Genomic DNA, 22123 nt, shown 5'->3' on the forward strand with positions numbered 1-22123 from the left:
GAGGGGGAGGTGCGCGTGGACGCGGTGCGGCTGGTGGAGGACGAGGTGCGGGCGCAGGTGCGCCGCCGCATCGCGGCCGGGAGTTTCCGGGGGGACGCGGCCGAACTGCGCTCCCTCGTGGACTCCGTCGTCCTCGACTACGACCTGCGGTCCCTCGACGGTTCCCTGCCCGGTCTGCCCGACCGGCAGGACGCGGCTCGCGAGGTCGTCGCGGCGGTCTCGGGTTTCGGTCCGCTGCAACGGTACTTCGACGACCCCGACGTCGAGGAGATCTGGATCAACGAACCCGGCAAGGTGTTCGTGGCGCGCGGTGGGGTCGCCGAACTCACGACCACCATCCTCGACGAGGAGACCGTCGCCGAACTCGTGGAACGGATGCTCGCCACGAGCGGTCGTCGGGTGGACCTGTCCTCGCCGTTCGTCGACGCGTCGCTGCCCGACGGGTCGCGGGTGCACGTCGTCATCCCGGACGTGACGCGCCGGCACTGGGCCGTGAACGTCCGCCGGTTCGTCGTCCGTGCCCGCCGCCTCGACGACCTCGTGGGGTTGGGTTCCCTCACCGCACCCGCCGCCCGGTTCCTGTCCGCCGCCGTCGCGGCCGGGTTGAACGTCCTGGTCTCCGGCGGGACCCAGGCCGGCAAGACGACGCTCCTGAACTGCCTGCTCGCCGCCGTTCCCGCGCACCAGCGCATCGTGACGTGCGAGGAGGTGTTCGAGCTGCAGCTGCAGAACCGCGACGTCGTCGCGATGCAGTGCCGGCAGCCGAACCTCGAGGGCCGCGGGGAAATCCCGCTGCGCCGCCTCGTCAAGGAGGCGCTGCGGATGCGCCCGGACCGCCTCGTCGTCGGTGAGGTGCGGCAGGCCGAGAGCCTGGACCTGCTCATCGCCCTGAACTCCGGACTGCCCGGCGCCGCGACCGTCCACGCGAACTCCGCCGCCGACGCCGTCGCGAAGATGTGCACCCTGCCGCTCCTGGCGGGCGAGAACGTCACGAGCGGTTTCGTCGTCCCGGCGGTCGCGGCGAGCCTCGACCTCGTCGTCCACGCCGGGCTCGACACCACGGGTCGCCGTCGCGTGCGCGAGGTGCTCGCCGTCCCGGGCCGGGTGGAGGGCGGCGTCGTCGAGACCGCCGAACTGTTCACCACGCGCGGCGGGGAACTCGTCCGCGGGACGGGCTGGCCCCCGCACCGGGACCGCTTCGAGCGCGCGGGTTTCGACCTCGCCGACCTGCTCGGGACCTCCGGGTGAACGGGTCGATGGACGGGGTGCGGGTCGGGGCGTTGCTGGGCCTCGGCGTCTTCTGCGTGTGGTGGGCGTGCTGGACCCGCCCGCCGCGGGTGCGGCGGCCGCGTCGTCGCGTCCGCGCGCTGCTCGACGCCGCGGGCTGGCCGGAGGTCCCCACCGCCGCCCTTCCGTTCGTCTGCCTCGTGGCCGGCACCGGCGCGGGGGTCCTGGTGCTCGCCGTCAGCGCGGTGCCCGTGCTCGGGTTCGGGGCCTGCGCCGCGGCCGCGTGGGCGCCGGTCGTCCTCGCCCGGTCGCGGGCCCGCCGCCGGGAGCAGGACGCCGCCGCGCAGTGGCCCGACGCCGTCGACGCCATGACGGCGTCCGTCCGCGCAGGCGCCACGCTGCCGGAGGCGGTGGCCGGGCTCGCCGTGCGCGGTCCGTCGGGGTTCCGACCGGCCTTCGCGCGGTTCGCCGCCGCCCACCGGGCCAGCGGGTCCTTCGACGCCGAGCTGGAACGGCTGCGCGACGACCTCGCCGACCCCGTCTTCGACCGGCTCGCGGCGACGGTGCGCATGACGCGGCAGGTCGGCGGCAGCGACCTCGGCGCCACGCTGCGGACGTTCTCCGGCTACCTGCGCGAGGACGCCCGCACCCGCGGCGAACTCCAGGCCCGGCAGAGCTGGACGGTCTCGGCGGCCCGCCTCGCGGTCGCCGCGCCGTGGATCGTGCTGGCGCTGCTCGCCACCCGCCCGGGGACCCTCGCGGCGTTCGCCGACACGACGGGTGCCCTCGTCCTCGCCGGCGGGGCCGCGCTGACGGCCGGGTCCTACCGGCTCATGCTGCGGCTCGGTCGGCTGCCCACGCCACGGCGGGTGCTGACGTGACCGGCGCGCTGCTCGGGCTCCTCGCCGGTCTGGGCCTGCTCCTCGTGCTCACCGGTGTCCCGCTGGGGCGTCGCGTCGCCCTGGAGGCGCGCGTGCTGCCGTACCTCGGGCACGGGACCACGTCGGCGCAGGACCGGGTCCGGTCGCTGGCCGCGGCCGTCGGTCAGCGGCTCGGTGGCGGTCGCACCGTGGCCGGCCGTCTCGCCGTCCTGGACCCCGGGACCGACGGCTCCGACCGCTCCCCGGGCCACCGTGCCGAGCAGGTCCTGTGGGCCTGCGCTGCCACGGTCCTGGCGCTCGTCGTCGCCGTCGCCGCGGCAGGCGGCGACCCGCTGGCGGTGCTCGCCGCGATGGCCGTCGGAGCTTGCGCGGGGGTGCTCGCCCGCGACGCCGTCCTGGACCGCGCGGTCCGGCGGCGCCGGGCCGAGCTCGTCGCGGAACTGCCCGCGGTGGCCGAACTGCTCGCGTTGTCCGTCGCGGCGGGGGAGAACGTCACCGCGGCCCTCGAACGGGTCGCCGCCGGCCGCGGGCCCCTGTGCGACGGGTTGCGCGGGGCCCTGGCCCGCGTGCGGACGGGCACCCCGCTGCTGGAGGCCCTGACGACGCTCGCCGGCCGGTGGCAGGTGCCCCCGTTCACCCGCTTCGTCGACGCGGTCTGCGTCGCCGTCGAGGCGGGCAGCCCGCTGGCGGAGGTGCTGCGCGCCCAGGCGGCCGACGCCCGCGACGCCGAGCACCGCCGGCTGACGGAGGCCGGGGGCCGCGCCGAGGTGCGGATGCTCGTGCCGGTCGTCTTCGGGATCCTCCCGACCGTCGTCGTCTTCGCCGTCTACCCCGGGCTGGCCCAGCTCCAGCTCGACCACTGAGCGGACCCACCGCAGAGAAGAGGAACACCGTGCTCCACCAGTTGCTGACCGCCCTCGGGGACAGGATCGAGAACGACGACCGGGGCGACGTGCCCGGCTGGGTGCTCGTCACGATCATGACCGCCGGCCTGGTGGTCGGGCTGTGGGCCGTCGCCGGTCCGCGCCTGGCCGCCCTGTTCACCACCGCGATGGACGCGGTCGTGACCCAGTTGTGAGGGCCCCGCACCGCGGGGACGAGGGGTCGGCCGTCGCGGAGTTCGCCGCCGTGGCCGGGCTGCTGTCCCTGCTCTTCGTCGCCGTCGTGCAGCTCGCCGTCGTCCAGCACGTGCGGGCGACCGCCGCCGACTGCGCGGGGGAGGGCGCCCGCTTCGGGGCGCTGCGCGGACACTCCCCGGCCGACGGGGCCCGGCGCACCCGCGAGCTCCTCGCCGCGTCCCTGTCACCGGCCTACGCCCGTGACGTCACCGCGGGCGTCGTCCGCGTCGGTGCGCAGCCCGTCGTCGAGGTGCAGGTCGCGGCCCCGCTCCCGGTGCTCGGGCTGCTCGGGCCGGGACGCGGGCTCACCGTCCGAGGCCACGCCCTGCAGGAGGGGTCGTGACGCGCGACGAGGGCAGCGCCACCGTCGAGTTCCTCGCCGTCGGGATCCTGCTCCTGGTCCCGCTGGTCTACCTCGTCCTGACGCTGGGCCGGGTGCAGGCGGCGACGTTCGCGGCCGGGTCCGGCGCGAGCGAGGCCGCCCGCCTGACCGCCGCCGGCGCACCCCCGGCCGACGCCGAGGCGGCGGTGGCGCTCGCGGTCACCGACCAGGCGCTGCCGGCGCGGACCGCGCGCCTGGCCGTCGCCTGCGCCGCCGACCCCTGCCGCACCCCCGAGGCGGAGGTGGCCGCGACCGTCCGCGTCGACGTGCCGCTGCCGCTCGTGCCGGCCTTCGCCCGCGACGTGCTGCCCCTGCAGGTCCCGGTGAGCGTCCGTCGCGTCGCCGTCGTCGACCGGTTCGCGCCGTGAGCAGTCCGAAGACTCCGACGGGTGACGAGGGCCGGATCACGCTGCTGGCCCTGGCCTTCGGCCTGCTCGCCACGGTCCTGGTCCTCGTCGTCACGTCGGCGTCCGCGGTGCACCTGCAGCGCAAGGAGCTGTACGCCCTGTCCGACGCCGCGGCCCGCGACGCCGCCGACGCCCTCGACGAGGACCGCTACTACGCGGGCGGACGCGCCGGTGACCCGCTGCTGCTGACCCGCGCCTCGGTCCGGGACAGCGTCGAGGCCTACGTCGCCGCGCACGCGGCGGGCGTCGCGGTCGGCGCGGGCACCGGCACGCCGGACGGGCGGACGGCCCGCGTCGAACTCGTCCGGGTGACGACCCCGCCCTTCGCGTCCTTCGTCCCGGCGCAGTTCGTCCGGGTCCGCCTCGTAGCGCGGTCGAGCGCGGTGGCCGACCTGCGGTGAGCGTGCCAGCGTGTGCGCCGTGGAGCTTCGAGACGCAGGAGTCCTGGTCACGGGTGCGGGCGGCGGGCTGGGCCGTCCCCTGGTGGAGGGGCTGCTGGCCGCCGGCGCCCGGGTCGTGGTGAGCGGACGGACGGCGCCGCAGATCGACGGCACGCACGCCGTCGCCGCCGACCTGCGGTTGCCGGGGGAGCCCGAGCGCCTCGTGGAGGAGGCCGTCGCCCACCTCGGCCGCCTGGACGGCCTCGTCCACGCCGCCGGGGTCGTCGCGTTCGGCAAGGGCGTCGACGCCGACGACGACCTCCTCGACGAGCTGTTCCTCGCCGACGCCATCGGCCCGATCCGGTTGCTGCGAGCCGCGGTCCCGCACCTGCGCGAGGGGAACGACGCGTTCGCGGCCGTCGTGACCGCCGTCGTCGCGGAGAAGCCGCAGGCCGGGATGGCCCCGTACTCCGCGGCCAAGGCCGCCCTGTCGTCCTTCGTCACGGCCCTGGCCCGGGAGGAGCGCTCGCGGGTCCGGGTCCTCGACGTCCGCCCGCCGCACACCGAGACCGGCCTGGCGACGCGGCCCGTCGCCGGGTCCGCGCCGAAGCTGCCGCAGGGCCTGGAGCCGCGGGCCGTGGCCGACCGCATCCTGCGCGGCATCACCGAGGGTGAGCGGGAGCTGCCGTCGGAGGCGTTCGCGCAGACGTAGACTCGTCGGTCGTGGCCATCGACTTCCCCGCCGAGATCTCCGCCCTCCGCATGACGTACGCGTCCATCCGGGAGGTGTCGGACCTCGAGGGCCTGCGCAAGGAGCTGGCCGACCTCAACGAGCAGGCCGCCGCGCCGGACCTGTGGGACGACCCCGAGACCGCCCAGGGCGTGACGAGCCGGCTGTCCTCGATCCAGGCCGAGCTGGAGCGCATCGAGAAGATGGGCGGGCGCATCGACGACCTCGAGGTGCTCGTCGAGCTGGCCGAGTCCGAGCACGACGCCGACTCCCTGGCCGAGGCCGAGGAGGAGCTCGCGGGCATCCGCAAGTCCCTCGAGGAGCTCGAGGTCCGCACGCTGCTGTCCGGGGAGTACGACCCGCGCGAGGCGCTCGTGACGATCCGCGCCGAGGCCGGGGGCGTCGACGCCGCCGACTTCGCGCAGATGCTCATGCGCATGTACCTGCGCTGGGCCGAGCGCCACGGGTACAAGAGCGAGGTCTACGACACCTCCTACGCCGAGGAGGCGGGCATCAAGTCGGCGACGTTCAAGGTCGCCGCGCCCTACGCCTACGGCACCCTGAGCGTCGAGCAGGGCACCCACCGCCTCGTGCGCATCTCGCCCTTCGACAACCAGGGCCGTCGCCAGACGTCGTTCGCCGGCGTCGAGGTGCTGCCCGTCGTGGCCGAGACCGACCACATCGAGATCCCGGAGAACGAGGTCCGCGTCGACGTCTACCGCTCGTCCGGCCCGGGTGGTCAGTCGGTCAACACGACCGACTCCGCGGTCCGCCTGACGCACCTGCCGACCGGCATCGTCGTCACCTGCCAGAACGAGAAGTCGCAGCTGCAGAACAAGGCGGCCGCCATGCGCGTCCTGCAGGCCAAGCTGCTGGAGAAGGCGCGTCAGGACCGGCAGGCAGAGCTCGACGCGCTCAAGGGCGAGGACTCCGGCTCGTGGGGCAACCAGATGCGGTCCTACGTCCTGCAGCCCTACAAGATGGTCAAGGACCTGCGCACGAACTTCGAGGTCGGCAACACCGACGGCGTCTTCGACGGGGAGATCGACAGCTTCCTCGACGCGGGCATCCGCTGGCGGCGGCAGCGCGAGGCCTGAGCCCGGCGCTCACGCTGAGCCACAGACCATAGGGTGGGAGTGATGATCACCTTCGAGCACGTCAGCAAGTCCTACGGCGAGGGGCACCGCCCCGCGCTCGCCGAGGTGACCCTCCAGATCGACAAGGGCGACTTCGTCTTCCTCGTCGGCCCCTCGGGATCGGGCAAGTCCACCTTCCTGCGGCTGGTGCTGAAGGAGGAGAAGGCCAGCTCCGGCTCGGTCCAGGTCAACGGTCGTGACGTCGGCCGGCTGCGCTCCTGGAAGGTGCCGCAGCTGCGCCGCCAGATCGGGGTCGTGTTCCAGGACTTCCGGCTCCTGGCCGACAAGTCCGTCTACGAGAACGTCGCCTTCGCCCTGCAGGTGCTGGGCAAGCCGCGTCACGTCATCGCCCAGACCGTCCCGGAGACGCTGGGACTGGTGGGCCTGGCCGGCAAGGAGAAGCGCCGCCCGCACGAGCTGTCCGGGGGTGAGCAGCAGCGCGTGGCGATCGCGCGCGCGTTCGTCAACCGGCCGGCGATCCTGCTGGCCGACGAGCCCACCGGGAACCTCGACCCCGAGACGAGCGTCGGGATCATGAAGCTGCTGGACCGCATCAACCGCACGGGGACCACGATTCTCATGGCCACGCACGACGACGACATCGTCGACCAGATGCGCAAGCGCGTCGTCGAGCTGCGCGACGGTCGCGTCGTGCGCGACGAGGACCGCGGCGTCTACGGATCGGGCCGCTGATGCGCCTGGGGTTCGTGCTGGGCGAGATGGCCACCGGCCTGCGCCGCAACTTCACGATGTCGGTCGCCGTCGTGCTCGTGACGATGGTGTCCCTGTTCTTCTTCGGGACCGGGCTGCTCGTGCAGAAGCAGGTCGGGATCCTCAAGGGCGAGTGGTACGACCGCGTCCAGGTCTCGGTCTTCCTCTGCGGTGACACCTCCCCGACCGACCGCTGCCCGAGCGGAGCGATCACCGACGCCCAGCGCACCGCGCTGCGCGAGCAGCTGCAGGCGGACCCGCGCGTGGAGCGCGTCTACTACGAGTCCCAGCAGCAGGCCCTGGACAACTTCAAGGAGCAGTCCACTCCGGCGGTCACGGACAACCTGACGGCCGACCAGCTGCCGGAGTCCTTCCGCATCCGCCTCAACGACCCCCAGCAGTACAAGGAGGTCAGCGCGGACTACGAGACCGCCGTCGGGGTGGAGGACGTGCCCGACCAGCGCGCCATCCTGCAGCCGCTGTTCACGGTGCTGGACGTCGCGACGAACATCGCGCTGGGCCTGGCGGCGCTCATGCTGCTGTGCTCGATGATGCTCGTGTCCACGACGATCCGGCTCACGGCGTTCAGCCGCCGCCGCGAGACGACGATCATGCGGCTGGTCGGGGCGTCGCGTGCGCTCATCCAGTTGCCGTTCGTCCTCGAGGGCGTCGTGGCCAGCCTCATCGGGGGCGTGCTCGCCTCCGGGGCGCTGTGGGCGATGGTGAACTTCGGCGTCTCCCGCCTGCAGAACCGTCCGGGGTTCACGACGCGGCTCATCGACACGTCCGACGTGCTGACCCAGACGGGGCCGGTCATCATCGGCGTCGGCGTCGTGTTCGCGGTCATCGCCTCCCTGTTCAGCCTGCGCCGCTGGCTCAAGGTCTAGACTGGAGGGCTCACGACCCGCAGAGCCAGAACACCAGGAGGGACGACGTGCCGCGCGAAACCGGGCGCAAGGTCATCGCCAGCAACCGCAAGGCGCGCCACGACTACTTCATCGACGACGTCTACGAGGCCGGCGTCAGCCTCATGGGCACCGAGGTGAAGGCCCTGCGGATGGGGCGGGCCTCCCTCGTCGACGGCTTCGCCCACATCGACCGGGGCGAGATGTGGCTCGAGGGCGTCCACATCCCCGAGTACGTCCAGGGGACCTGGACCAACCACACGCCGCGTCGCAAGCGGAAGCTCCTGCTGCACCGTGCCGAGATCGACAAGTGGGCGGGCAAGGTCCGCGAGTCCGGGCTGACGATCGTGCCGCTGGCGCTGTACTTCGTCGACGGGCGGGTCAAGGTCGAGATCGGCCTCGCGCGCGGCAAGAAGAACTACGACAAGCGGCACGCCCTGCGCGAGCGGCAGGACCGCCGCGAGGCCGAACGCGCGATGTCCTACCGGCAGAACCGCTGACGCGGGGTTCGACACCGTGCCCGTGCGCACCGCCCTGCTCGGCGTCGTCGGCGCGGTCCTGCTCGTCGCCGGCCCGCTGGCGCTCCCGGCGGCCGCCGACGACGACGAGCGCATCGACCTCCTGAGCACCGAGCTCACGCTGGCCCGCGACGGTTCCCTGGCCGTGCGCGAGGAGATCACGTACGACTTCGGGTCCGACGGCCACCACGGCCTCGAACGCGTCCTGCCCGTGCGGGCGCGGTACGACCAGACGCACGACCGCAGCTACCCCGTCCGCGACCTGCGGGTGAGCAGTCCCACCGGCGCGGCGACGCAGGTGCAGAGCGAGCGCGACGGCGACTCGCTCGACGTCAGGATCGGCGACCCGGACCGCGACGACGTCACCGGTCGTCAGACGTACGTCCTCACCTACACCGTCCCCGCGGTGGCCGACCGGCGGTCCGACGGGTCGGTGCAGATCGCCTGGGACGCCGTCGGCACGGGGTGGCAGGTGCCGATCACCCGTGCCGACGTCGTCCTGCGGGCACCCGGCGACCTGCAGGACGTCCGCTGCTTCCGGGGGTCGCAGGGCAGCACCACCCCGTGCGAGGTGCGGGCCGCAGGCGCCGAGGCGACGGCCACCGTGCAGGGTCTGGACGCCGAGGAGGGCGTCACCGTCTCCGCGGTCCCGCCCTCCGGTGCGGTCGACCCGGCGCCCCCGCTGCTGGTCGACACCTTCAGCCCGGTGCAGGCCTTCGCCGCCACGCCCGCGAGCCTCGGCGGGGCCGGCGCGGTCCTCCTGGCCGGTCTCGCGGTGGCCCTCGGCCTGCGTCGCCGGACCCTGCCCACGGGGTCCGCGACGGCCGACGTCACGAGCCTGCCCCCGGGGGTCGTCGGGGCCGTGGTCCACGGCCACGCCCGGGACGAGGACGTCGTGGCGACCCTGCTGCACCTGGCCGAGCGCGGGCACCTGACCCTCACCGAGGTGCCCGGCGACGACCCGGACGGGGCGACTGCCGACTGGGCGCTGGAGCGACGGACGACGACCGACGAGCCCTCCCGCGCTGAGCAGCGCCTGCTCGACACCGTCTTCAGCGAGGGGGCCACGTCGACGACGCTGTCGGCCGTCCGCACCACCGCCCGGGCCGGCACCCAGCTCACCAAGGAGTTCCTCGAGGACGACGCGGTGTCCCGCGGCCTCTTCACGGCCCGCCCGTCGCGGGTGGTCCTGCGGCGCCTCGGGGCGGGGCTCGCCGTCGCGCTGGCGGGCGTGCTCGTCACCGTGGCGCTCGCGGTCTGGACGTCGGCGGCGCTCGTCGGGCTCGCGGTCGTGGCCGTCGGTGTCCTCCTCGCCGTCGTCGCCACCGCCACGGCCGAACCGCGGACCGCGGCCGGCCGGGCCGTGCGGGCGCGGGCGGCGGACTTCCGGGACGCGCTCGCCGGCGGCGGCGGCGACCGCTCGACCCGGCTCCTGCCGTACGCCGTGGCCCTCGGCGCGACGCAGCGCTGGGCCGACGGTCTCCGCGAGGCGCCGCCGCCGGCGCCCGCCTGGTACGCGGGGTCGGCGGCGAGCAGCTCCACCTTCAACGTCGCCCTCTTCGCCGGGACGATGGGCGGGTTCTCCGCCAGCACCTCCGACGCGCTGAGCGCCGCGACGCCCTCGACGGCGAGCACGTCCGGCGGGGCCTCCTACTCCGGCGGCGCCGCGGGCGGTGGCGGTGGCGGTTCCTGGTGAGGGGCGGAATGCGTGCGACGGTCCCGCCGTTTGCACGGTAAGCTGGACGCACAACTCAACATGGGGATGACAGGTTTCGACGTTGGTCGTCGAGCCAGGGGAAGCGGGTCGAGGATGCATGGTCATCTCGTCAACGATCCATGCAAACCAATAGGTGCCGATTCCAAGCGCACCGAGTTCGCCCTCGCCGCCTGAGCGAGTGCGACTCTGTCAGCCCGGGTGTGCTCCCGCCCCGGGTCCTGGCATCAGCTAGGGGGCTCACCTCTCACGGAGGTCGCGTACGTGAGAGGGACAATCAACGCGGCTGGGCCCGGCGATGACATGCCTGTGTGAGCATCGGGGCCGAGCAGACCGCTGAACAGGATGCACCCGGAGAAGCCCTGGTACCACGCTGACGGACGCGGGTTCGATTCCCGCCATCTCCACCACACCACCCGCCCGGGGGCCTACGCCCCCGGGCGGACGTGCGTCCGGCGGGTTCCGCCCGCGCTCCGACGCGGCGCAGGGGCCCCGCGCGACAGGCTCGAGCCATGGACATCCTCACCGCCCGCGGTCTCGTCATGACCTACGGCTCCACCCGCGCCCTCGACGGGGTCGACGTCCGCGTCGGCGCGGGGGAATCGGTCGCCGTCATGGGCCCCTCCGGATCGGGCAAGACCACCCTCCTGCACGTCCTCGCCGGCATCCTGCGCCCCATGGCCGGGGCCGTCGACCTCGCGGGCACCGATCTGCTCACCCTCTCCGACGCCGAGCGCACCAAGCTGCGGCGCAACGACTTCGGCTTCGTCTTCCAGTCCGGTCAGCTCCTCTCGGAGCTCCCGGCCGAGGAGAACGCCGCCCTGCCGCTACTGCTGTCGGGGGCTTCGCGCGCCGCCGCGACCGAGCGGGCCGGTGGGCTCCTGCGCCGTCTCGGCCTGGCCGGGATGGAGCGGCGCCGGCCGGGGGAGCTGTCCGGCGGGCAGGCGCAGCGGGTGGCCATCGCGCGCGCCCTCGTGGGCAGCCCCATGGTCGTCTTCGCCGACGAACCGACCGGTGCGCTCGACCAGGCCACCGGCCGGGAGGTGCTGGACCTGCTGACGGCGGCGACCCGCGAGCACGGGGCCGCGCTCGTCGTCGTCACGCACGACGCGGGCGTCGCCCGCTGGTGCGACCGGACCATCGCCATGCGCGACGGCCGGGTGGTCTCCGAGTTCACCGCCCCCGCCACGTCCGCGGCGGGGGTGGCCCGGTGAGCGCCGTCCGCCTCTGGTGGTCCCTGGCCCGGCACACGCACGCCGAGACCCGGCTGCCCACCGTGCTCGCGGTCACGGCCTTCGGCGTCACGACGTGGGCGGTGCTCACCGTCGCCGGCGGGGTGCAGGCGTTCCAGGCGCGCGCCGAGGTGCCGGGCGCCGACCCGACGTACCCCTTTCTGTCGTGGGTCGCGGTGGCGCTGCTCGTCGTGCCGACCGCCACGCTCGGGGCCGCGGCTGCCCGCCTCACCATCGCGCGCCGCGACGAGCGCCTGTCCCGTCTGCGGCTGGCGGGCGCCACCAGCGCGCAGACCACCCTCGTCGCCCTCCTGGACGCCGGGGCACAGGCCCTCTCCGGGGCGGTCGCCGGGGTCGCGCTCGCCCTGGCGACCCTCCCGGCCGCGGCCCAGCTGCGGTTCCAGGGCCGGACGTTCGACGTCGCGGAGCTGCGCCTGGGCGTCGTGCCGGTGCTCGCGACGGTCGCCGCGGTGCTCGCCGTCGCGCTGCTGTCCTGCCTCGTCAGCCTGCGACGCGTCGTCGTCACGCCGCTGGGCGTGGCGCAGCGGGTGCCGCAGAAAGGGCTCAGCTGGGTCCGCGTGCTGCCGGTCCTGGCCCTCGGGGCCGGCTTCGTCGCCGCCTTCAACGCGAGCAGCGTCCTGTTCGGGCTGGGCGCGGCCGTCGGGGTCCTCGTCCTCGTCGGGCTGCTGGCGGGCGCGTTCGCGCTCTTCAACCTCGTCGGACCGCTGTTCGTCTCGCTGCTGGGACGTGTCCTGGCCGCCCGGGCGCGCAGCGTCGAGACGCTGCTGGCCGCGCGGCGCATGGCCGAGGACCCCAAGTCGGTGTGGCGCAGCGTGGGGGGCATCTCGCTGGTCACCTTCGTGGCGGGCTGCCTCAGCGTCGTCCCGGGTCTGACCCAGGGGGAGGACGCGGCGGACCGCCTCGCCGTCGACATCGGGACCGGGGCGGCGGTCACGCTCGTCATCTCCGCCGTGCTGGCGGCCGTCTCGACGGGCGTGACGCAGGCCTCCCGGGTGCTGGACTCCCGGTCCCGCTACCGGATGCTGCACCTGGCCGGCACCGACCTCGGCGTCCTGCACAGCGCGCGGGCCCGGGAGACGTGGATCCCGCTCGTGGTGACGATGGGCGGTGCGGCCGCGCTCTCGCTCCTCGTGGTCTCCCCGGTGCTGGGCCTGCTGCAGGCCGCGCCGGTGGGGGTGCTGTGGTTCCTCGGGTGCGCCGTCGTCGGCGCGGTGCTGGTGCTGCTGGCCGCGCGCGCCAGCCGGCCGCTCGTCGCGTCCTGCGCCTCTCGCTGAGTCACCATCGGACACGCTGCGTCGCAGCGTGTCCGCCGTGTCGGCGATGATCCGGTACTCGGGCCGCACCGTGTGCTCGCGCCTCGTACGGTCTGGGGACACCGGCCGTCCGGGCCGGGGACGCGAGGGGGAACCGCAGTGCAGGACGCCGACTACCGGCGCCTCGTGGAGGACTCGCCGCTGGCGACGGTCCTGGTCGACCGCGGACCCTCGGGGTGGCGCGCCGCGTGGGCCAACCGCGCCGCGACGGACCTCTTCGACGGCCTGCTGGACCGGCCGCTGGCCGAGGTCGTGCACCCCGAGGACCTCGCCGACGTCGTCGCGACCCTGGACCGGGGGGCCCGGGACGACCGCACGGCCCACGAGTGGCGCTGGCGGGGCGCGGACGGCCGCGACGTCACGGTCGAGGTGCTCGTCGGCGGCGGGACGCCCGACGGGGTGCTCAGCCTGTCGTGCTGGGACGTCACCCAGCACGTCGAGCGGACGCGCGACCTCGCCCACCGGGCCACGCACGACCGGCTGACGGGTCTGCCCACGCGGGAGCTGTTCGAGGACCGGTGGGAGCTCGCCCGGTCCCGGGCGCGGCGCAGCGGGGACGTCCCCGTCGTCGCCTTCTGCGACGTCGACGACCTCAAGCAGCTGAACGACGAGCACGGTCACCTCGTCGGCGACCAGGCCCTCGTCCGCATCGCCGGTCGCCTGGCCGGCACGTCGCGCGCAGGGGACACCGTGGCGCGCTTCGGCGGCGACGAGTTCGTGGTGCTCGTCGAGGCCGGCGACGTCGACCCGGCAGCCCTGGGCCGGCGGCTGCGCGAGGCCGTCGCCGACGTCCCCCTCGAGGTGCCCGGCCACCGCGCCGTGCCCGTGCGCTGCAGCGTGGGCCTCGTCCAGGACGACCTCACGCGCTCGACGGCCGAGGTCCTCGCGAGCGCCGACCGTCGCATGTACGAGGAGAAGCGGCGCCACCGCCACGCGTGAGGCGCGTCCGCAGCCGCCGGTGCCCGAGGACGAGGCCGAGCTCGTGCAGGCGGCCGAGCCGGACGTGCTCGACGAGCGTCTGCACCTCGGCGGCGGTGAAGCCCCCGCCGTACCAGAGCAGCGTGCCGTCCGTGGCCAGCCCGAGCTGGGCGCCGGCCACCGGGGGAGGGCTGTCGAGCGCCACGAGCACGCCGTCGGGGGTGCGTCGGACGGCGGGTCGGAGCCGGGCGAGCAGGCCGACCTCCTCGGCGGGGACCAGCAGCCAGGTGTTCACGCCCCGACTGTAGAGAACGATTCTCACTACGCCAAGGCGGGTGGTGCCCCGGTGCCATGATGAACGGGTGAGCGAGACCGCGAGCCTGACGGGGCGCCTGCTGCTGGCGACCCCGTCGCTGAGCGACCCCAACTTCTCCCGCTCGGTGGTCCTCGTCCTCAACCACGACGAGGACGGCGCCCTCGGGGTCGTCGTCAACCGCCCGCTCGACGTCGACGTCGCCGTCGTCCTGCCGAGCTGGCAGCCCTTCGCCACCGCCCCCGGCAAGCTCTTCCAGGGCGGGCCCGTCGCGCTGGACTCCGCCCTCGGCCTGGTCGCCGTCCCCGGCGACCGACCCGACCCCGCCGGTGTCCGGCGCGTCTTCGGCTCCGTCGGCCTCGGCTCGGTGGGCCTGGTCGACCTCGACACGCCGCCGGAGACGATCGTCGACGAGCTGGCCGGGCTGCGGATCTTCGCGGGCTACGCCGGGTGGAGCGCGGCGCAGCTCGAGGGCGAGATCGCCGAGGGGGCCTGGTTCGTGCTGCCCGCCGAGGCCCGCGACGCGTTCTGCGACGCCCCGGAGGCCCTGTGGGGGGACGTCCTGCGCCGCCAGGGCGGCGACCTGGCCCTCGTCGCGAGCTTCCCGCGCGACGTGTCCATGAACTGAGCCCCCCACCTTCGACAAGTACGCTTGCGGGCATGAGCTCGCCGACCGACGACCCGTTCCAGACCCAGCCCACGGCGCCCGCGGCCCCGTCGCGCACCGCGGTGCTGGACCGCGAGGAGCAGGTCGAGGAGCAGGCGTCCCCGGGGGACCACGAGCGCTTCGCCCACTACGTCAAGAAGGAGAAGATCATGGAGTCCGCCCTCTCGGGCGACCCCGTGATCGCGTTGTGCGGCAAGGTGTGGGTGCCCGGCCGCGACCCCAAGCGGTTCCCCGTCTGCCCCACCTGCAAGGAGATCTACGAGTCCCTCTCCGGTGGCGGCAAGGGCGGCGACGACAAGTCCTGACGTGAGCACGACCGACCACGAACCCCAGCTCGCCCTCTCCGACACCGTCCCCGGTCCCGTCGTCGACGCCCCCGGCGTCCCGGCGGCCCGCCCCCTGCGGGCGTGGCAGAACGCGGCGCTGGAGAAGTACTTCGACCCCCAGCGCGAGGAACCGGCCGACTACCTGGTCACCGCGACGCCGGGCGCGGGGAAGACGACGTTCGCCCTGGCCCTCGCGCGGCGGCTGCTCGACACCCGTCGCGTCGACCGCGTCGTGGTCGTCGCCCCGACCGACCACCTGCGCACCCAGTGGGCCGAGGCCGCCCACCGCGCCGGCATCGAGCTCGACCCGACGATGACGAACGCCGTCGGGCCCGTGCGGCCGGACATGAAGGGCTACGTCACGACGTACGCCCAGGTCGCGGGCCACCCGATGCTGCACCGCGCCCGGGCCACCGCCAAGCGCTCCCTCGTCGTCATGGACGAGATCCACCACGCCGGCGACGGGCTGTCGTGGGGTGACGCCGTCTTCGAGGCCTTCGGCGACGCGCGCCGCCGGCTGTCGCTGACGGGGACCCCGTTCCGCACCAAGGTCGACGAGCGCATCCCGTTCGTGGCGTACGTCGAGGACGACTCGGTGGAGTCCGAGGGCGGGCTGAAGAGCGTCGCCGACTTCACCTACGGCTACAAGGACGCCCTCGCCGACGGCGTCGTGCGGCCCGTCGTGTTCGCGGCCTACACCGGGGTCTCGCGGTGGCGGAACTCCGCCGGCGAGGTCGTCGCCGCCTCGCTGTCCGACGCCACGACGAAGTCGGTGGAGTCGCTGGCGTGGAAGACGGCTCTGGACCCGCGCGGGGACTGGGTCCCGCACGTCATCGCCGCGATGGACGAGCGCCTGAACCACCTGCGCGAGCACGGCATGCACGACGCCGCGGGCCTGGTGCTGGCCTCGGACCAGGACGACGCCCGCGCCTACGCCAAGATCGTCCAGCGGGTCACGGGCGAGAAGCCGGTGCTCGTCCTGTCCGACGACCCGAAGGCATCGCAGAAGATCTCCGAGTTCGCCGAGTCCGACCAGCGCTTCGTCGTCTGCGTCCGGATGATCTCCGAGGGCGTCGACGTCCCGCGCGCCGCGTGCCTGGCGTGGATGACGTCGTACCGGACCCCGCTCTTCTTCGCCCAGGCCGTCGGCCGCGTGGTCCGCTCCCGTGCGCCGGGGGAGTCCGCGACCGTCTTCCTGCCCGCCGTCCGCCCGCTGCTGGCCCTGGCGGCGGAGATGGAGAGCGACCGCAACCACGTCATCCCGCCGCCGGCGTCGGTCTCCTCCGACGAGGTCGACGAGGGTGGGCTGGACCTGCTGCCCCCGCCCGAGCGCGAGCCGGGGGAGAAGAAGGAGTACGAGGCCCTCGAGGCGCAGGCCGAGTTCGCCCACGTCCTGCACGGCGGGAAGGCGCTCACGGGCGGGGACCTGCCGCCCGTCAGCGTCGAGGAGGAGGACTTCCTCGGGCTGCCCGGGCTGCTCTCGCCGGAGCAGACCGCCGCGCTCCTGGCCCAGCGCGACGCCGAGATCCGCAAGCGCACGGCCCGTCCCGTCGAGGAGGCCCAGGCCGAGGGGGACGCCGGTCCTGCCGAACCGGAGCAGGAGGACGCCACCTGGCACACGGCGGCGCTGCTGCGCAAGGAGATCCACGGACTGGTCGGCCGGGTCGCCGCGGGCCGGGCCATGCCGCACGCCTCGGTGTACTCCAAGCTGCGCTCCGCCGTGCCCGGACCGCCGTCCGCGTCGGCCTCCGTCGACGTCCTGCGCCGACGCCGGGACCACCTGCTGTCCATGGTCTAGGTTGCTGAGGTGCCCGAGATCGTCCAGCGGACCATGGTCCGAGCCCCCCTCGCCGAGGTCTTCGAGATGTCCCTCGACCTGGACGTCGAGCGGGTGGCGGGCCGCCGCTTCAAGGTCCGGGCGGTCGAGGGGGCGGGCCGGACGAGCGGCCGGATCGCGCTGGGGGAGAAGGTCCAGTGGCGGTTGCGGATCCTCGGCCTCCCCGTGACGCACACCTCGCACATCACCGAGCTCGAGCGGCCCCGGCGGTTCGTCGACGAGATGGCCTCGGGCGCGTTCTCGCGCTTCCGGCACGAGCACACGTTCGAGGTCGAGGGCCCGGGCATGACGATCATGACCGACCGGATGTCCTGGAGCTCCCCGTTCGGGCCGCTCGGCCGGGTGGCCGACGTCCTGTTCGTGCGGCGGACCCTGCGCCAGCTGCTGGCCGACCGCAACTCCGAGATCGTCCGCCGCTTCAGCTGAGCGGAACCGCCCGCGCGCGGTGTCCGTTGCCCCGGCATGGGATTCCTGGACAACCTGAAGAGCAAGGGCCTCCTGGCGGGCGACCAGCTCAAGACCAAGGTCGGTCAGTTCAAGAGCAAGGACTTCGCCGAGGCGAGCATGGCGACCTGCGCGCTCATCGCGGCCGCCGACGGCAGCATCGAGCCGGAGGAGCGCCAGAAGACGGCGGCGTTCATCGGCAGCAACGACGTCCTGTCCGTCTTCAACGCCGGTGACCTGCGCGAGTCCTTCGACAAGTGGTGCGGCAAGCTCAGCGCCGACTACGACTTCGGCAAGATCGAGGCGCTGCAGGCCGTCGGCAAGCTGCGCAGCAAGCCCGACCAGGCCCGCGCCGTCGTCCAGGTCGGCGTCGTCATCGGCGGCGCCGACGGCGACTTCGACCCCACCGAGCAGAAGGCGGTCCGCGAGATCTGCCAGGCCGTGGGCATCGACCCGGCCGAGTTCGGCGTGGCCTGAGCACCTGGCAGGCTTCCTCCCATGAGCACGCCCCCCGGGTGGTACCCCGACCCGTCCGACCCGCGCAGCACCGACCTGCGCTGGTGGGACGGGTCGCGGTGGACCGACCACGTCCACGCCCAGCAGCAGGCCCCGTCGCTGACGAAGGCGCCCACGAACCCCTACGCCGGCCCGCAGCAGCACTACCCCGAGTACCCGCCGTCGCAGTACCCGGCGCCCGGGGTCAAGGCCATCGCGACGCCGGACGGTCAGGCCCTGGGAGGGCTGGGGTGGCGGCTGCTGGCGCGGATCGTGGACTACGTCCTCGTCTCGATCATCGCCACGATCGCCGGCTGGGCCCCGCTGCAGACGCTGACGGGCCTCATGGACACCGCGGTGCAGTCCCTCATGGCGGGCAACACGCAGGCCTACGTCGACCAGGTCGGCCTGGCGACGCAGAGCAGCGCCCTGCGCACCTTCACGTTCGTGTACCTCGCGGTCAGCGCGGTCTACACGGTCCTGACCCTGCGCTTCTACGGCGCGACGCCGGGCAAGGCGCTGTTCCGCCTGCGGGTTCGGGACTGGAACCGCCCCGGTCACCCGGGGTGGCTGCAGTGCATCTCGCGCTGGGTCGGCTGCGACATGCTCGGCCAGATCATCCCGCTGTACCTGCTGCTGGACTTCCTCTGGCCGTGCTGGGACCAGCGCAAGCAGGCCCTGCACGACAAGCTGGCCCGCACGGTGGTCGTGCGGCGCTGACGGCGCGGCGCTGATCAGCCCTCGAGCACGGGGTCCCCGACGAGGACGACCCCGTGCTCGCTCATTTCGGCCAGGGCCGCCTGCACGGTGGGGGCCGAGATCCCGGCCGTCAGCCCGAGCAGGACGGTCGTGCGGAACCCGGCGCGGGCCGCGTCCAGCGCGGTGGCGCGCACGCAGTGGTCGGTCGCCAGGCCCACGACGTGGACGTCGTCCACCCCCTTGCCGCGCAACCAGTCCGCGAGGCCGGTGTCGAGTTCCCCGCCCTCCGTGGTCACGGTGGTGGACACCCCCTCGAACCCCGAGTAGGCCGCCGCGTACTGCCCCTTGCGGAACACGGCCTCCACCCGGGAGGTGTCGAGGTCGTCGTGCAGCAGCGCGCCGGTCGACCCGACCCGGCAGTGCGGCGGCCAGGAGTCGACGAAGTCGGGGGTGTCGGAGAAGTGCGCCCCGGGGTCGATGTGGAAGTCCTGCGTCGCGACGACGTGGTCGTAGGCGATGCCCCGGCCGTCGCCGGTGTCCCGGGCCAGCAGCTGGCTGATCGCGCGGGCGACCTCGTCGCCACCCGCGACGGCGAGCGCCCCACCGGGGCAGAAGTCGTTCTGGACGTCGACGACGACGAGCGCGCGGGTCACCGGGCCACCTCCCGCTCCGAGGCCAGGACGGTGGTCGGGATGGCCGGGTCGCCCTTGGACAGCGCGAGCCCGTCCCAGGGCAGCGTGACCAGCGCCCGGCGCAGGTGCTCGCGGGAGGCCTGCAGGTCCGGCAGGTCCTCGACCCGTTCGCCGCCGGAGACCATCGGCACCTGCAGCGGCCGGTCGTTCGGCTCGCGCGGCGGGGTGAAGCCGACGCCGAGGACCTCGTCGGTCGCGGTGCCCGTCGGACGGTGGCGGCGGACGGCGGTCTTGCGCCCGCCCTGGGTCACCTTCGACGTCGAGCGCTTGGCGACGGGGCGGCCGTCGACCTCGACGAGCTTGTAGACCAGGCCCGCGGTCGGTGCCCCCGACCCCGTGACGAGCGAGGTGCCCACGCCGTACCCGTCGACGGGCGCGGCGCGCAGGGCGGCGAGGGCGTACTCGTCGAGGTCGCCGGAGACGACGATGCGGGTCGCGGTGGCGCCCAGGGAGTCCAGCTGTGCGCGGGCCTGGACGGCGAGCACCTCCAGGTCGCCGGAGTCGATGCGCACGGCGCCGAGCTGCGGTCCGGCGACCTCGACGGCCGTGGCGATGCCGGCGGTGATGTCGTACGTGTCCACGAGCAGGGTGGTCCCGACGCCGAGCGCGTCGACCTGGGCGCGGAACGCCTCGGCCTCGGTGTCGTGCAGCAGCGTGAAGGCGTGCGCGGACGTCCCCGACGTCGGGATCCCGTAGGACGCCCCGGCCTGCAGGTTGGAGGTGGACGTGAACCCCGCGAGGTAGGCCGCGCGGGAGGCGGCGACGGCGGCGTGCTCGTGGGTGCGGCGCGAGCCCATCTCGATGAGCGGGCGGTCCCCGGCGGCCTGCGCCATCCGGGACGCGGCGGCGGCGATGGCGCAGTCGTGGTTGAGGATCGACAGCACGACGGTCTCGAGCACGACCGCCTCGGCGAAGGTCCCGGTGACGGTGAGGATCGGGGAGCCGGGGAACCACAGCTCGCCCTCGACGTACCCCTCGATGGACCCCGAGAAGCGGTAGCGGGCCAGCCAGTCGAGCGTCCGGTCGTCCAGGACGCCGCGCAGCCCGGTCAGCAGGTCGGGGTCGAAGGTGAAGTCGCGCACCGCGTCCAGGACGCGGGCGGTGCCGGCGACGACGCCGTACCGCCGTCCCTCCGGCAGTCGCCGGCCGAAGACCTCGAACGTGCAGGCCCGGTCGCCGGTCCCGTCCGACAGCGCGGCCTGCAGCATCGTCAGCTCGTAGTGGTCCGTCAGCAGGGCGGTGCTCACCATGCAGCGAATCTAGCCACGTCCGGTTGCCTAGACTGCACGGGTGTCCGTCGTCCTGACCGCTCCCACCGAGCTCGAGCGTCCGGAAGCCGACCTCACCACCAGCCCGGACACCCCGTGGGTCACCCTCGTCTGGAACGACCCGGTCAACCTGATGTCCTACGTGACCTACGTCTTCCGCACCCACTTCGGGTACTCCGAGGCCAAGGCGGAGGCGCTCATGATGGACGTGCACCAGAAGGGCCGTGCCGTGGTGAGCTCTGGCACGCGCGAGTCCATGGAACGCGACGTCGAGGCGATGCACGGCTACGGCCTGTGGGCGACCTTGCAGAAGGACGAGTGAGTGGCCACCTTCCGACGGTCCCGGCACGGACTGTTCTCCCTCACGCTGCACGTCTCCGAGGCCGACCTCCTCGCCTCCCTGGCGCGCGAGGTCGTCGAGCTGCTCGAGGTGCCCGAGCCCCCGGTGCGCCGGGTCGACCCCCTGGCGGCCGAGCTCGGGCTCGAGGACCTGCCCCGGTTCGAGGACGTCCCCGACCTCGGTGCCGACGGCCCGACGACGGCGCCGGAGGACGAGGTCCTGCAGCGGCTGCTGCCCAACGCCTACGCCGCCGACGACCCGCAGGCCTCGGCGGACTTCCGCCGGTTCACCGAGCGCGGGCTGCGCGAGCGCAAGGCCGCCGCCGCGCGGGCCATGCTCGCCACGCTGGACCCCGTCGTGGGGCAGGGCGGGCGCGTCCAGCTCGACGCCGACGGCGCCCGGACGTGGCTCGTGGCGCTCAACGACATCCGGCTCGCCCTCGGCACGCGGCTGGGGGTCAGCGACGAGCGCGACGCCTACGAGGACCTGGCCGAGGACGACCCCGCGCGCTGGGCGTGGGCCGTGTACGACTTCACCACCCACCTCCAGGAGACGCTCGTGAGGTCCCTCTCGTGACCGGTGTCGTGACGGGCAGCGGCAGGGAACTGCCCATCGGGATCTTCGACTCCGGGGTGGGCGGGTTGACCGTGGCCCGCGCGGTGCTGGACCAGCTGCCGCACGAGTCGGTGCACTACGTGGGGGACACCGCGCACGCCCCCTACGGCCCCAAGCCGATCGCCGAGGTGCGCCGGTTGGCGCTCGACGTCCTCGACCGGCTCGTGGAGTCGGGCGTGAAGATGCTCGTCATCGCCTGCAACTCCGCCTCGGCGGCGATGCTGCGCGACGCCCGCGAGCGCTACGACGTGCCCGTCGTCGAGGTGATCCAGCCGGCCGTGCGCCGGGCCGTGCGCGCCACCCGCAACGGCCGCGTCGGGGTCATCGGCACCCGGGCGACGATCTCCTCGCGCGCCTACGAGGACGCCTTCGCCGCCGCGCCGCACCTGGCGCTGACGACGGCCGCGTGCCCGGCCTTCGTCGAGTTCGTCGAGCGCGGGGTGACGAGCGGTCCGGAGCTGCTGACGGCGGCCCGGGAGTACCTGGCCCCGGCCATCGCGGCCGACGTCGACACGCTCGTCCTGGGCTGCACGCACTACCCCCTGCTGATGGCGGTGCTGCGCAGCGTCGTCGGCGACGACGTCACCCTCGTCTCGAGCGCGGAGGAGACGGCGTTCGACGTCTACCGCGAGCTCGCGGCGCGCGAGCTGCTGCGCCCCGACGACCTGCCGCAGCCGCGGCACCGGTTCACCTCGACGGGCGACGCCCGCGCGTTCCGCCTGCTGGCGCAGCGCTTCCTGGGGCCCCAGCTGGGACCTCAGCTGGTCGACGTCGACGAGACCGGTCCGCTCTACCTCGGCGCACTCTGAGCATCGGCGCCCCCTCGCGGGGCGC

28 protein-coding genes and 1 other RNA gene are annotated in these 22123 nt (G+C 74.1%); 26 read left to right on the forward strand and 3 right to left on the reverse strand.

Annotation, left to right across the window (positions count from 1 at the left end; all coding sequences use genetic code 11):
- Nucleotides 1–9 precede the first annotated feature (9 nt).
- The 17 genes from AB1207_RS14790 to AB1207_RS14870 all read left to right on the forward strand — a co-directional run bounded on the left by AB1207_RS14790 (nucleotide 10) and on the right by AB1207_RS14870 (nucleotide 13614).
- Entirely contained in the window at nucleotides 10–1248 is a 1239-nt protein-coding gene (locus AB1207_RS14790) for a TadA family conjugal transfer-associated ATPase (RefSeq protein WP_367639151.1), read from the forward strand.
- On the forward strand, nucleotides 1245–2108 hold the full coding sequence (locus tag AB1207_RS14795) for a type II secretion system F family protein (RefSeq protein ID WP_367639152.1): 864 nt from the start codon (nucleotides 1245–1247) through the stop codon (nucleotides 2106–2108). The genes AB1207_RS14790 and AB1207_RS14795 overlap by 4 nt, the downstream gene beginning before the upstream one ends.
- Nucleotides 2105–2971, forward strand: coding sequence for a type II secretion system F family protein (locus tag AB1207_RS14800; protein ID WP_367639153.1), 867 nt, complete (start codon nucleotides 2105–2107; stop codon nucleotides 2969–2971). The genes AB1207_RS14795 and AB1207_RS14800 overlap by 4 nt, the downstream gene beginning before the upstream one ends.
- Before the next feature lie 29 nt (nucleotides 2972–3000).
- A complete protein-coding gene (locus AB1207_RS14805; protein ID WP_367639154.1) occupies nucleotides 3001–3186 on the forward strand; it encodes a hypothetical protein in 186 nt (61 codons plus the stop codon).
- On the forward strand, nucleotides 3183–3569 hold the full coding sequence (locus tag AB1207_RS14810; protein ID WP_367639155.1) for a TadE/TadG family type IV pilus assembly protein: 387 nt from the start codon (nucleotides 3183–3185) through the stop codon (nucleotides 3567–3569). The genes AB1207_RS14805 and AB1207_RS14810 overlap by 4 nt, the downstream gene beginning before the upstream one ends.
- Complete coding sequence (locus AB1207_RS14815; RefSeq protein WP_367639156.1) at nucleotides 3566–3976, forward strand: pilus assembly protein; 411 nt, start codon at nucleotides 3566–3568, stop codon at nucleotides 3974–3976. The genes AB1207_RS14810 and AB1207_RS14815 overlap by 4 nt, the downstream gene beginning before the upstream one ends.
- Nucleotides 3973–4416 carry a pilus assembly protein TadG-related protein gene (locus AB1207_RS14820; RefSeq protein ID WP_367639157.1) on the forward strand — a complete coding sequence of 148 codons (444 nt, stop codon included), beginning with the start codon at nucleotides 3973–3975 and terminating at the stop codon, nucleotides 4414–4416. The genes AB1207_RS14815 and AB1207_RS14820 overlap by 4 nt, the downstream gene beginning before the upstream one ends.
- 19 nt (nucleotides 4417–4435) lie before the next feature.
- The gene (locus tag AB1207_RS14825; RefSeq protein WP_367639158.1) at nucleotides 4436–5107 is read left to right on the forward strand and encodes an SDR family NAD(P)-dependent oxidoreductase; all 672 of its coding nucleotides are present in this window, start codon (nucleotides 4436–4438) and stop codon (nucleotides 5105–5107) included.
- Between the two features lie 50 nt (nucleotides 5108–5157).
- Nucleotides 5158–6222 carry a peptide chain release factor 2 gene (gene prfB, locus AB1207_RS14830; RefSeq protein ID WP_367639353.1) on the forward strand — a complete coding sequence of 355 codons (1065 nt, stop codon included), beginning with the start codon at nucleotides 5158–5160 and terminating at the stop codon, nucleotides 6220–6222.
- A 42-nt stretch (nucleotides 6223–6264) separates the two neighbouring features.
- Nucleotides 6265–6954: a cell division ATP-binding protein FtsE gene (gene ftsE / locus AB1207_RS14835; protein WP_367639159.1), complete on the forward strand. Its 690-nt coding sequence runs from the start codon at nucleotides 6265–6267 to the stop codon at nucleotides 6952–6954.
- Nucleotides 6954–7859 carry a permease-like cell division protein FtsX gene (gene ftsX / locus AB1207_RS14840; protein WP_367639160.1) on the forward strand — a complete coding sequence of 302 codons (906 nt, stop codon included), beginning with the start codon at nucleotides 6954–6956 and terminating at the stop codon, nucleotides 7857–7859. The genes ftsE and ftsX overlap by 1 nt, the downstream gene beginning before the upstream one ends.
- 47 nt (nucleotides 7860–7906) lie before the next feature.
- Nucleotides 7907–8377: an SsrA-binding protein SmpB gene (smpB, locus tag AB1207_RS14845; protein WP_367639161.1), complete on the forward strand. Its 471-nt coding sequence runs from the start codon at nucleotides 7907–7909 to the stop codon at nucleotides 8375–8377.
- 16 nt (nucleotides 8378–8393) lie between these two features.
- Complete coding sequence (locus AB1207_RS14850; RefSeq protein WP_367639162.1) at nucleotides 8394–10091, forward strand: DUF2207 domain-containing protein; 1698 nt, start codon at nucleotides 8394–8396, stop codon at nucleotides 10089–10091.
- Nucleotides 10092–10153: 62 nt separating this feature from the next.
- Nucleotides 10154–10519, forward strand: a transfer-messenger RNA (tmRNA) gene (gene ssrA, locus AB1207_RS14855).
- Nucleotides 10520–10621: 102 nt separating this feature from the next.
- Nucleotides 10622–11323 (forward strand): ABC transporter ATP-binding protein, encoded by a 702-nt coding sequence (locus AB1207_RS14860; RefSeq protein ID WP_367639163.1) that lies wholly within the window; start codon nucleotides 10622–10624, stop codon nucleotides 11321–11323.
- Nucleotides 11320–12636: a hypothetical protein gene (locus tag AB1207_RS14865; RefSeq protein ID WP_367639164.1), complete on the forward strand. Its 1317-nt coding sequence runs from the start codon at nucleotides 11320–11322 to the stop codon at nucleotides 12634–12636. Before AB1207_RS14860 ends, AB1207_RS14865 begins: the two co-directional genes overlap by 4 nt.
- A 138-nt stretch (nucleotides 12637–12774) precedes the next feature.
- Nucleotides 12775–13614 (forward strand): GGDEF domain-containing protein, encoded by an 840-nt coding sequence (locus tag AB1207_RS14870; protein WP_367639165.1) that lies wholly within the window; start codon nucleotides 12775–12777, stop codon nucleotides 13612–13614.
- On the opposite strand, the gene AB1207_RS14875 is transcribed toward AB1207_RS14870, so the two are convergent.
- On the reverse strand, nucleotides 13535–13888 hold the full coding sequence (locus AB1207_RS14875) for a hypothetical protein (protein WP_367639166.1): 354 nt from the start codon (nucleotides 13886–13888) through the stop codon (nucleotides 13535–13537). The genes AB1207_RS14870 and AB1207_RS14875 overlap by 80 nt on opposite strands.
- A gap of 67 nt (nucleotides 13889–13955) precedes the next feature.
- On the opposite strand from AB1207_RS14875, the gene AB1207_RS14880 reads away from it, so the two are divergent.
- From AB1207_RS14880 to AB1207_RS14905, 6 genes are read left to right on the forward strand one after another with little or no spacing between them, the layout of a single operon-like run.
- Nucleotides 13956–14534 carry a YqgE/AlgH family protein gene (locus AB1207_RS14880; protein WP_367639167.1) on the forward strand — a complete coding sequence of 193 codons (579 nt, stop codon included), beginning with the start codon at nucleotides 13956–13958 and terminating at the stop codon, nucleotides 14532–14534.
- Between the two features lie 32 nt (nucleotides 14535–14566).
- Nucleotides 14567–14878 carry a DUF3039 domain-containing protein gene (locus tag AB1207_RS14885; RefSeq protein WP_367639168.1) on the forward strand — a complete coding sequence of 104 codons (312 nt, stop codon included), beginning with the start codon at nucleotides 14567–14569 and terminating at the stop codon, nucleotides 14876–14878.
- Between the two features lies 1 nt (nucleotide 14879).
- Nucleotides 14880–16697 (forward strand): DEAD/DEAH box helicase, encoded by a 1818-nt coding sequence (locus AB1207_RS14890; protein WP_437178950.1) that lies wholly within the window; start codon nucleotides 14880–14882, stop codon nucleotides 16695–16697.
- 9 nt (nucleotides 16698–16706) lie between these two features.
- Nucleotides 16707–17162, forward strand: a complete 456-nt coding sequence (locus AB1207_RS14895; RefSeq protein ID WP_367639169.1) for an SRPBCC family protein — start codon at nucleotides 16707–16709, stop codon at nucleotides 17160–17162.
- A gap of 36 nt (nucleotides 17163–17198) precedes the next feature.
- On the forward strand, nucleotides 17199–17657 hold the full coding sequence (locus AB1207_RS14900) for a tellurite resistance TerB family protein (RefSeq protein WP_367639170.1): 459 nt from the start codon (nucleotides 17199–17201) through the stop codon (nucleotides 17655–17657).
- 21 nt (nucleotides 17658–17678) lie between these two features.
- Nucleotides 17679–18395: an RDD family protein gene (locus AB1207_RS14905; RefSeq protein WP_367639171.1), complete on the forward strand. Its 717-nt coding sequence runs from the start codon at nucleotides 17679–17681 to the stop codon at nucleotides 18393–18395.
- Nucleotides 18396–18409: 14 nt separating this feature from the next.
- Here AB1207_RS14905 and AB1207_RS14910 read toward each other — a convergent pair whose 3' ends face one another.
- Entirely contained in the window at nucleotides 18410–19027 is a 618-nt protein-coding gene (locus AB1207_RS14910) for a nicotinamidase (protein ID WP_367639172.1), read from the reverse strand.
- Complete coding sequence (locus tag AB1207_RS14915; RefSeq protein ID WP_367639173.1) at nucleotides 19024–20316, reverse strand: nicotinate phosphoribosyltransferase; 1293 nt, start codon at nucleotides 20314–20316, stop codon at nucleotides 19024–19026. Before AB1207_RS14915 ends, AB1207_RS14910 begins: the two co-directional genes overlap by 4 nt.
- Nucleotides 20317–20356: 40 nt before the next feature.
- Between AB1207_RS14915 and clpS the strand changes: the two genes are divergently transcribed.
- The 3 genes from clpS to murI are packed head-to-tail and all read left to right on the forward strand — an operon-like array spanning nucleotide 20357 to nucleotide 22098.
- Nucleotides 20357–20656 (forward strand): ATP-dependent Clp protease adapter ClpS, encoded by a 300-nt coding sequence (clpS, locus tag AB1207_RS14920; RefSeq protein WP_367639174.1) that lies wholly within the window; start codon nucleotides 20357–20359, stop codon nucleotides 20654–20656.
- Nucleotides 20657–21250, forward strand: coding sequence for a DUF2017 domain-containing protein (locus AB1207_RS14925; RefSeq protein WP_367639175.1), 594 nt, complete (start codon nucleotides 20657–20659; stop codon nucleotides 21248–21250).
- Nucleotides 21247–22098 carry a glutamate racemase gene (murI, locus tag AB1207_RS14930; RefSeq protein ID WP_367639176.1) on the forward strand — a complete coding sequence of 284 codons (852 nt, stop codon included), beginning with the start codon at nucleotides 21247–21249 and terminating at the stop codon, nucleotides 22096–22098. The genes AB1207_RS14925 and murI overlap by 4 nt, the downstream gene beginning before the upstream one ends.
- Nucleotides 22099–22123: the final 25 nt, after the last annotated feature.

The organism is Kineococcus endophyticus, from assembly GCF_040796495.1.
Classification (GTDB): domain Bacteria; phylum Actinomycetota; class Actinomycetes; order Actinomycetales; family Kineococcaceae; genus Kineococcus; species Kineococcus endophyticus.